This window comes from Promicromonospora kroppenstedtii DSM 19349 (assembly GCF_000515355.1).
Lineage (GTDB): Bacteria > Actinomycetota > Actinomycetes > Actinomycetales > Cellulomonadaceae > Promicromonospora > Promicromonospora kroppenstedtii.
The window spans coordinates 173507-182208 of sequence record NZ_KI911760.1 but is presented as its reverse complement, the minus strand read 5'-3'; the positions used below and the strand labels follow the sequence as shown (position 1 = coordinate 182208).

Below are 8702 nucleotides of genomic sequence, written 5' to 3'. Positions count from 1 at the left end.
TCGGCCCAGGGCGCGCCTCCGGCCTCTGGACCGCCCGTGGCGCGGAGGGCGAGCTCGCGCTCGACCATGGCGACCGTGGCGCGCACGAGCGCGAGGGCCACGTGGGACCCGGCAGCGTTGCCGCCGGTCAGGTCGAGCACGCCGATGATCCCGCCGGCGGCGTCGTGCACCGGGGCCGCGGTACAGCTCAGCCGCTGGACCGGCCGGGCGAAATGCTCGGCCCCGAGCACCTGGACGGGACGGCGGGTCGCGAGAGCGGTACCGGGCGCGTTCGTGCCCACCGACTCCTCGCGCCAGACGGCGCCCTCGACGAACCCGACGCCGTCGACGGCGGAGCGCACCTGGCCGCGCCCCTCGACCCACAGGAGCCGGCCGACGTCGTCCGAGACCGCGACCACCAGGCCGTCGCCGGTCGCGCCGCCCACGAGGTCGCGTACCAGGGGCATGGCGACGGCCAGCGGATGGGAGCTGCGGTAGTCGTCGAGGTCGTCCGTCGCCGCCACCGGGACCGCGCTCGGCCGGTCGGGATCCACACCGTTGCGCAGGCTCCGCAACCACGACGCCGCGACGACCGGGTCGATCCCGTCGGGCTCCTGGGAGCCGGCGGAACCGACGAAGCTCTCATAGGCCGCGCGAACCCAGCGCGCGTCGCGGTGTGGCACCTGCTGCATGCTGCCCCTGACGTTGTCCCGACGCCGTCGTCGAACCACGCCAGTGTAGGCATCGGACCAAGTTCATCAACAGGTTGTCCACCGTGATCCCCAAGTTGTCCACCGTCTCAGAGCGGTTTTCCACAGATCGAAGAGGCATCACGCTCTCGACAGGCGGGACTGGAAAAGTAGTCTTAGCGTCATTAGCACCGGTAGTTAAACGGGCTTCGCGTCCGACAGATAGTTTTCACGAAGGCTCTCTTTGGGGGAAGAGTTGAACACCATCGCTTTAGCTAGACCGGAATCGCAGATGTCTGAGACTGATGAACAGGCCGGAGACAGTCCGCGCCAGCAACTGCCCGTCGCCCCGGCGAAGCTGCCGGCGCTCGACACGCCCGCGCCGCCGTACGAGGCCGACGCCGGCCCCGACCTGGCCGGCGCACGTGGCCGCCGGCGCTGGACGTTCGGCGCGGCGATCGTCACCGCCCTGGCCGTCGCCGTCACGCTGTGGGCCATGTCGGCCCGCGCGGAGGAGACCGGCCGGATCGTCACGCTGACCGCCCAGATCGACACCCAGGTCACCAGCACCTCGGCCCGGTCGCACGACCTCGTCGCCGTCATGGAGACGGCCGAGCGGGTCTACGAGCACTCGGAGGGCCAGGTCGCGGACCCGGCCACGCGCGACGTGCTCGCCGAGGCGCTCGCCGACGCGCGCCAGGCGGTGGCCCAGCGCCTGACCGACGCCCCGCCGACGTCGGAGACGCAGGCCCGCACCCTGCTCGCCCAGGCCACCCACATGGAGAGCTCGCTCGACTGGGCCGCGGAGGACCTGCGGGTCGCCGTCGACATGGTCCAGCAGTCGCAGGGCGCACAGCGCTCCCTGGACTCCCGCGACCCCGTCGGCAACCGCACGATCCTCACCGCGCGCGACGCCTCCTGACGGCACTCTTTCCTTCAGCACCGCGACCCGCCGGCTGCCGGGAGCGCTCGGTCCGCCTCGAGAACGAACTCGGGGACCGAATCGCGCCGAGAACGGCAATCGGCCGCATAACCGGACCGGCCCGTCCGGGCAGGTATCCCCAAATGCATTGACCACGTCCGGATGAAAGTTCCCGCTCGGTCCATGGTTGGTAAACTACTTGCGGCGCATTCCGGATGACTTTTGATAGGCCGCACCGAATCGGCGTCGCGCGCAATAGTCGCCCGCATCGAGTTCACCCCAGGGCCGAGTAGGCCCCGACGAGGTCGACGAACTCCGCCCGCAGGCCGTACGGGTCGGCGCCCAGCGCACCCGCAGCCCGCTGCCGGACGGCGTCGAGGTTGGCCTGGCCCCGGTACTCCGACCCTGTTGCGATCAGCCCGAGCTCCGCGACGGCCGAGGCGAAGGCGAAGTCCGCCGTCGGGGTGCGCGTGAATGCTCCGGCGCCGACCGGGAACTCTGCCTCGGTGCTCGCGCCGGTCGTCCCGCCGTCCGGCGTCTTGTAGCGCACGTGCACGGTCATGAGGTCGCCGCCGACGTCGCCGCCCGAGCCCGCCGCGGTGCCGGCAGGGACCAGCTCGTAGAAGGCCGTCACCGAGTGCCCCGCGCCGACGTCGCCCGCGTCCTTGGTGTCGTCGTCGAAGTCCTCGTCCGCCAGCCGCCGGTTGTCGTACCCGATCAGCCGGTACGAGCTCACCGTGGCGGGGTTCAGCTCGACCTGCAGCTTCAGGTCCTGGGCCACCACGAACATCGTCGAGCCGAACTCGTCCACGAGCACCTTGCGCGCCTCGGCCAGCGTGTCGATGTACGCGTAGTTGCCGTTCCCGTGGTCGGCGATGGCCTCCATCGTGCTGTCCTTCAGGTTGTACATGCCGAAGCCCAGCACGGACACGTACACCCCGGAGTCCCGCTCCGCCTCGATCAGGTCCGTCAGCTCCTCGGGCGAGGACGGGCCCACGTTGAAGTCGCCGTCGGTCGCCAGGATCACCCGGTTGTTGCCGCCACGCACGAAGTTCTTCTCGGCCAGCTCGTACGCCGTGGTCAGGCCGGCCGCGCCGCCCGTGGACCCGCCGGCCCGCAGCGAGCGCAGGTGGTCCACCAGCACGCCGTGCTCCGAGCCCGGCACGGAGTCGGCGACCACGCGGTTGTCGCCCGCGTACGTCACGATGGAGACCCGGTCGTCCTCGTCGAGCTGCTCCACCAGCAGCCCGAACGACTCCGCGAGCAGCGGCAGCTTGTTCGGCTCGTCCATCGACCCGGACACGTCCAGCAGGAACACGATGTTGTTGCCCTCCGACGCCGGAAGGGCTTCCGTGGCCTGCACGCCGACCATTGCGAGCTGGTGCTCCGGGTTCCACGGGGCGGCCGCGACCTGCGTCGACACCGAGAACGGGTGCTCGGCACCGGCCCCGGGCGCCGGGTACCCGTAGTCGAAGTAGTTGACCAGCTCCTCGATGCGCACGCCCTGCGGCGCCACGCCCTGGTTCACCTGGCGGCGCAGGTTCGAGTACGACGCCGTGTCGACGTCGGCCGAGAACGTGGACAGCGGGCTCGTGGCGACGTCCAGGAACGGTGACTCGGGGGAGTCGTCGTACTCCTCGCCGTCCGGGACCGCGGGGCCGGTCGGCTCCCCGCCTGGTCCGGGCGGCACGAGCCGCTCGGCGCCGGGTGCCTCGCCGTCCAGGAACTCCGGGGCGGGGGCGATGTCGGGGGCCGACAGGTTCGCCGTCTGCCCGGCGGTCCCCGACTCGTCGCTCCCCGCGGTGCAGCCCGCGAGCGCCAGTACCACGGTCAGGGCGGCGGCAAGGGGAACGGTCAGGGGGAGCGCGGGGGACGTGCGGCGGGTGACAAGGTGCATGGCCTCTCCTCGGGTTCGGCTCGTCGCGCGGCGTCGGTCCGGCGATCTGTCCTCATCTGTCCACATGTGCCGGCCCGCGTCGTGCTTGCCGCCGTGAGGTCACGGTCGGGTTGCAACCCCGATGCAACGCCCCGCTGCCTACCCTCACCGCACTCGGGTGCACCGGTGCGCCCGGGGCGTGGCTCCGCCGTCGGGCATCCCGGGGGTGGGCGCGAGATCCTGCGAGGAGGCAGACCATGACCGTGTACGCAGCCCCAGGTACCGAAGGTGCCATCGCCAGCTTCCGGCCCCGGTACGACCACTGGATCGGGGGCGAGTACGTACCCCCGGCCAACGGGCAGTACTTCGAGAACCCCACCCCCGTGACCGGGCGGACGTTCACCGAGGTCGCACGCGGCGACGCCGACGACATCGACCGGGCCCTCGACGCTGCGCACGGCGCCGCGCCGGCCTGGGGACGCACCTCGGTCACGGAGCGCGCGATCATCCTGAACAAGATCGCCGACCGCATGGAGGAGCACCTCGAGGAGCTCGCGGTCGTCGAGACCTGGGAGAACGGCAAGCCGGTCCGCGAGACCCTGAACGCGGACATGCCGCTGGCCATCGACCACTTCCGCTATTTCGCGGGCGCGATCCGGGCCCAGGAGGGCTCGATCAGCGAGATCGACGGCGACACGATCGCGTACCACTTCCACGAGCCCCTGGGCGTGGTGGGGCAGATCATCCCGTGGAACTTCCCGATCCTGATGGCGGTGTGGAAGCTGGCGCCGGCGCTCGCGGCGGGCAACGCCGTGGTGCTCAAGCCGGCCGAGCAGACGCCGACGTCGATCCTGTTCCTGATGGAGCTCATCGCGGACCTGCTGCCGCCGGGTGTGGTCAACGTGGTCAACGGGTTCGGCGCGGAGGCGGGCAAGCCGCTGGCGAGCTCGTCGCGGATCCGCAAGATCGCGTTCACGGGCGAGACCACGACGGGGCGCCTGATCATGCAGTACGCGTCGCAGAACATCATCCCGGTGACGCTGGAGCTGGGCGGCAAGTCGCCGAACCTTTTCTTCAGCGACGTCGCCGCGGCGCGCGACGATTTCTACGACAAGGCCCTGGAGGGCTTCACGATGTTCGCCCTCAACCAGGGCGAGGTGTGCACGTGCCCGTCGCGCGCGCTCATCCAGAGTGACATCTACCGCGACTTCCTGGCCGACGCCGTGGCACGCACCGAGGCGATCAAGCAGGGCAACCCGCTGGACACCGACACGATGATCGGCGCGCAGGCCAGCAACGACCAGCTCGAGAAGATCCTCAGCTACTTCGACATCGGCAGGGCCGAGGGTGCCAAGGTGCTCACGGGCGGGCACCGGGCGGAGCTGGAGGGTGACCTCGCGGGCGGCTACTACGTGACGCCCACGATCTTCGAGGGCAAGAACGAGATGCGGATCTTCCAGGAGGAGATCTTCGGGCCGGTCGTGGCGGTGACGGAGTTCGCGGACTTCGACGACGCCATCAAGATCGCCAACGACACCCTGTACGGCCTGGGCGCGGGCGTATGGAGCAGGTCGGGCTCCGACGCCTACCGGGCGGGGCGCGCGATCGAGGCGGGCCGGGTGTGGACGAACAACTACCACGCGTACCCGGCCGCGGCGGCGTTCGGCGGCTACAAGGGCTCGGGCGTGGGCCGCGAGAACCACAGGATGATGCTCGACCACTACCAGCAGACCAAGAACCTGCTGGTCAGCTACTCGCCGAACAAGCTGGGCTTCTTCTAGGCCGGCGGCGCACGCCGAGCGGGAGGCCAGGGGCCGGTACGTCCCCCGCCTCCCGCCCGGCAGTCCGGGTCCAGCTCCGAGCTCAGGGAGGTTCCATGTCCGACGACGTTCGCCCGGGCCAGGCGGCCGGCTCGCCGCCCGCACGGGTCGCCGTGACCGACGACGCCGCCGCGCTGTTGGTGCGGCTGCGGGACAAGCACGGCGACCTGATGTTCCACCAGTCCGGCGGCTGCTGCGACGGCTCGTCGCCCATGTGCTACCCGGACGGCGACTTCATCACCGGGGACGCCGACGTGCACCTCGGTGACCTCGCGATCGACTCGTTCACGGTTCCGGTCTGGATGAGCCGCAGCCAGTTCGAGTACTGGAAGCACACCCACCTGACGATCGACGTGGTGCCGGGCCGTGGCGCCGGCTTCAGCGTCGAGGCGCCCGAGGGGGTGCGGTTCCTCATCCGGTCGCGGCTGTTCACCGACGACGAGTGGGAGCTGCTGCGGGACTGACCCGGCGGGCGCGGCCTTCAGGGCTGGTCCAGCCTGGCGACATCGTGGGCCGTCGCCAGGAAGAACGCGGCGAGCGCGAGGCCATGCCTGGCCGCGGTGTCCCGCAGGGCCACGAACCAGGCGTGGTCGGTGATCGAGGCCGAGGCGGTGCCGGGCCGTTCCAGCATCACGAACACCGACGCGCCCGGTTCGCTCTGGAGGATGTCGTGCCACACCTGGCCCAGGTCGTTCACCGCGAGCACCTCGGGCTCGTCCGGCACCAGGTCCACGGGGACGATGACCGGCAGCGGTCGGCGCTCGCCGTCCAGCAGCACGAACCAGAGGGTGCGGCGGCGCGGCCGGATGTCGCCGTGCACGAACCGGGCGAATGCGAGGAGGGCGTCGTCGTCCGCCAGAGGATGGTCGGGAGTGAACTCGCTCAGAGCTGTCATGAGAACCAGTGTTGGCGCTGGGTGGTGTTTGATGCTGGTTATCCACAGATGAATATTCTTGGCGGATCGAGGCGAAGGGCTTGAAGTTGACGCGACGTCAACCTCTACGGTGAGGAACATGCAATGGTCCATCCAGGAGATCGCGCGGCTGGCCGGCGTCACCAGCCGGACGCTGCGGCACTACGACGCCGTCGGACTGCTGCCCGCCGTTCGCACGACGGACGGCGGGCCGCGCCGCTACGACCGCACCGCCCTGGTGCGGCTGCAGCGGATCCTGCTGCTGCGTGATCTCGGGCTCGGCCTCGGCGACATCGCCGAGGTGCTCGACACCCAACGGGACGAGGCGCAGGCACTGCGCACGCACCTCGTGTCGCTCCGGGAGGAGCAGGGCCGGCTCGCCCGGCAGATCGCGTCGGTCGAACGGACCGTCGCGGCGCTCGAGAAGGACCCCGACACCACGGAGGGACACATCATGGCCAAGGACATGCTCGACGGCTTCGACCACACCCGGTACGAGCAGGAGGTCACCGAACGCTGGGGGAGCGACGCCTACCGGCAGAGCGACACCTGGTGGCGCGGCCTCAGCGAGCAGGAGCAGCAGGAGTGGAAGGGCCGCGTCGAGGCGCTGAGCCGGGACTGGGCCGATGCCGCGGTGGCCGGCACCGACCCGGCGTCGGACGAGGCGCAGGCGCTCGCCGCACGGCACGCCGACTGGCTCGCCGGGGTTCCGGGCACGCCCGGCGCCGGGCAGCGACTGCCCGACCGCGGTTACCTGCTGGGGTTGGCCGACATGTACGTCGCGGACGACCGGTTCGCCGCGAACTACGGCGGCACCGAGGGCGCCCGGTTCGTGCGCGAGACCCTGCGGGTCTTCGCAGCGCGGGCCTACCCGGCCGGCGTCGGCCCCGAGGGTGCGAGCTGAGCCCGGTAGAGGTCGCGCAGGAGGCAGATCTCGCCCCCGTGCGCCATGGCCTCGCGGCTGAGGTGGGTCACCAGCGCCGCCATCGGGAAGTCGGCGTACCCGACACCCTTGGGGCCGATGGGCTGCTGGAGCGACTCGTCGTCCAGCGCCGCGATGCCGGCCTGCCAGGACCGGTAGCCCTCCTCGAGCATGGCCAGGCCGGCGTCGGCGGTGATCGGGGCCTCGGGCCAGTGCCGGGGGTCGAACATGTCGGCGTCGGGCGGCGCCGCGGTCGGGCCGAACAGGGCGCGGGCTCGTCGCCCGAAGACGTCCCGGCCCACGTGCACCATGCGCCACGCGATGGTCGTCACCGGTGGGACCTCCGGCTCGGGCACCTCCTGCTCGAGCTGGGGCTCCCCGTCCGGCCCGGGGCGCACGCTCCACGCCGGCGAGGCGGGCTCCCACAGGTACTCGGCGTCCGTGAGGCCCTCCAGCCGCGGCCAGAGGTGGAAGTCCCAGTAGAAGGTCAGCTGATCCAGGAGAAGGTCGCGCCACACGGTAGTCGCTGGTCCGGGCGGTATGGTCGGCTCCGTCGTCGTCATGCTCGGACACTACGCTCGGTCTCTGACACCCGGTTTCAAAGGTAGCCTCTGCCCATGCGCGACACCCCCGCCCAAGCTCCCCCAAAACCGCCCGTGACCTGCTGGTTCGCGGGTCTGACGACGCTCGATGTGATCCACCGTAGCGCCGTCCGCCCGGGCCGGAACGAGAAGGTCACGGCCGTCCGCCAGGACGTCTCCGCGGGCGGCCCCGCGGCCAACGCGGCCGTCATCGCCGCGACGCTCGGGGCGCGCGCGCTCCTGATCAGCGCGATGGGGACCGGGCCCGTCGGCTCAGCGGCCCGGGGTGACCTGGAGCACCACGGGGTCGAGATCCACGACACCGCACGGGGCCGCGAGATCCCCGTCGCCGTCTCGGCCGTGATGGTCGACGACGAGACCGGCGACCGGTCGGTCGTCTCACCGGACGCCACGCTCACGAACGGCCTGGACGTCACGGCCGCCGAGCTCGACACCCTGCCGCGGCCCGACGTGGTGCTGCTCGACGGGCACCACCCCGACCTCGCGCGCAGTGTGCTCGCCTATGCGCTGGCCCTTGAGCCCCGCCCCCTGATCGTGCTGGACGCCGGGCGCTGGCGCCCTGTCTTCGCCGACCTGCTCGGCTCCGCGGACGTCGCTGCCCGGTCGGCCGACTTCCGCGCGCCCGAGGATGCCGCCCAGTCGCGCGCCGTCGTCACCACGCACGGACCCGACCCGGTGACCTGGTGCGACAAGGACGGGCGGCACGGCTCCACCGACGTGCCCGAGGTCGTCGTGCGTGACACCCTCGGCGCGGGCGACGCGTTCCACGGTGCCTTGTCCGTCGCCCTCGCCCAGGGTGCCGGGCTGGAGGCCGCCGTCGAGGAGGGCGTCCGGGTCGCCTCCATCCGGGTGCAGCACATCGGCCCGCGGTCCTGGCTGGAGTACGTGCCGTGCGCCTGACGACGGCCGAGCTCGTCGAGCGCGCCGCCGAGATCGCCGCCGAGGCCCGCGGCGCGGGTGCCGCGGCCGTGCTCGGGAT

8 protein-coding genes and 1 pseudogene are annotated in these 8702 nt (G+C 71.4%); 5 read left to right on the top strand and 4 right to left on the bottom strand.

The window, feature by feature from the left end; translation table 11 throughout:
- A pseudogene (locus PROKR_RS28150) lies at positions 1–671 on the bottom strand (transcriptional regulator); the annotation flags it as partial.
- Positions 672–960: 289 nt separating this feature from the next.
- On the opposite strand from PROKR_RS28150, the gene PROKR_RS28145 reads away from it, so the two are divergent.
- Positions 961–1590, top strand: a complete 630-nt coding sequence (locus PROKR_RS28145) for a hypothetical protein (protein WP_036970479.1) — start codon at positions 961–963, stop codon at positions 1588–1590.
- 274 nt (positions 1591–1864) lie between these two features.
- Here PROKR_RS28145 and PROKR_RS28140 read toward each other — a convergent pair whose 3' ends face one another.
- Entirely contained in the window at positions 1865–3487 is a 1623-nt protein-coding gene (locus tag PROKR_RS28140; protein WP_036970478.1) for a vWA domain-containing protein, read from the bottom strand.
- A gap of 236 nt (positions 3488–3723) precedes the next feature.
- Between PROKR_RS28140 and exaC the strand changes: the two genes are divergently transcribed.
- Entirely contained in the window at positions 3724–5247 is a 1524-nt protein-coding gene (gene exaC / locus PROKR_RS28135) for an acetaldehyde dehydrogenase ExaC (protein WP_036970476.1), read from the top strand.
- 95 nt (positions 5248–5342) lie between these two features.
- Positions 5343–5750, top strand: coding sequence for a DUF779 domain-containing protein (locus tag PROKR_RS28130; protein WP_051433453.1), 408 nt, complete (start codon positions 5343–5345; stop codon positions 5748–5750).
- Positions 5751–5767: 17 nt separating this feature from the next.
- Here PROKR_RS28130 and PROKR_RS28125 read toward each other — a convergent pair whose 3' ends face one another.
- The gene (locus PROKR_RS28125) at positions 5768–6301 is read right to left on the bottom strand and encodes a hypothetical protein (protein ID WP_211240264.1); all 534 of its coding nucleotides are present in this window, start codon (positions 6299–6301) and stop codon (positions 5768–5770) included.
- Here PROKR_RS28125 and PROKR_RS28120 point away from each other — a divergent pair.
- A complete protein-coding gene (locus PROKR_RS28120) occupies positions 6300–7103 on the top strand; it encodes a MerR family transcriptional regulator (RefSeq protein WP_036970472.1) in 804 nt (267 codons plus the stop codon). The genes PROKR_RS28125 and PROKR_RS28120 overlap by 2 nt on opposite strands.
- Here PROKR_RS28120 and PROKR_RS28115 read toward each other — a convergent pair.
- Positions 7067–7684 carry a DinB family protein gene (locus PROKR_RS28115; RefSeq protein ID WP_051433452.1) on the bottom strand — a complete coding sequence of 206 codons (618 nt, stop codon included), beginning with the start codon at positions 7682–7684 and terminating at the stop codon, positions 7067–7069. The genes PROKR_RS28120 and PROKR_RS28115 overlap by 37 nt on opposite strands.
- A gap of 54 nt (positions 7685–7738) precedes the next feature.
- Between PROKR_RS28115 and PROKR_RS28110 the strand changes: the two genes are divergently transcribed.
- Entirely contained in the window at positions 7739–8623 is an 885-nt protein-coding gene (locus PROKR_RS28110; protein WP_036970466.1) for a PfkB family carbohydrate kinase, read from the top strand.
- Positions 8624–8702 lie beyond the last annotated feature (79 nt).

What these genes read in the sequence shown, in the direction of transcription:
- PROKR_RS28145 (WP_036970479.1), top strand. Translation starts at nt 961, where the DNA reads ATGTCTGAGACTGATGAACAGGCCGGAGACAGTCCGCGCCAGCAACTG.
- PROKR_RS28140 (WP_036970478.1), bottom strand. Translation starts at nt 3,487, where the DNA reads ATGCACCTTGTCACCCGCCGCACGTCCCCCGCGCTCCCCCTGACCGTT.
- exaC (WP_036970476.1), top strand. Translation starts at nt 3,724, where the DNA reads ATGACCGTGTACGCAGCCCCAGGTACCGAAGGTGCCATCGCCAGCTTC.
- PROKR_RS28130 (WP_051433453.1), top strand. Translation starts at nt 5,343, where the DNA reads ATGTCCGACGACGTTCGCCCGGGCCAGGCGGCCGGCTCGCCGCCCGCA.
- PROKR_RS28120 (WP_036970472.1), top strand. Translation starts at nt 6,300, where the DNA reads ATGCAATGGTCCATCCAGGAGATCGCGCGGCTGGCCGGCGTCACCAGC.
- PROKR_RS28125 (WP_211240264.1), bottom strand. Translation starts at nt 6,301, where the DNA reads ATGTTCCTCACCGTAGAGGTTGACGTCGCGTCAACTTCAAGCCCTTCG.
- PROKR_RS28115 (WP_051433452.1), bottom strand. Translation starts at nt 7,684, where the DNA reads ATGACGACGACGGAGCCGACCATACCGCCCGGACCAGCGACTACCGTG.
- PROKR_RS28110 (WP_036970466.1), top strand. Translation starts at nt 7,739, where the DNA reads ATGCGCGACACCCCCGCCCAAGCTCCCCCAAAACCGCCCGTGACCTGC.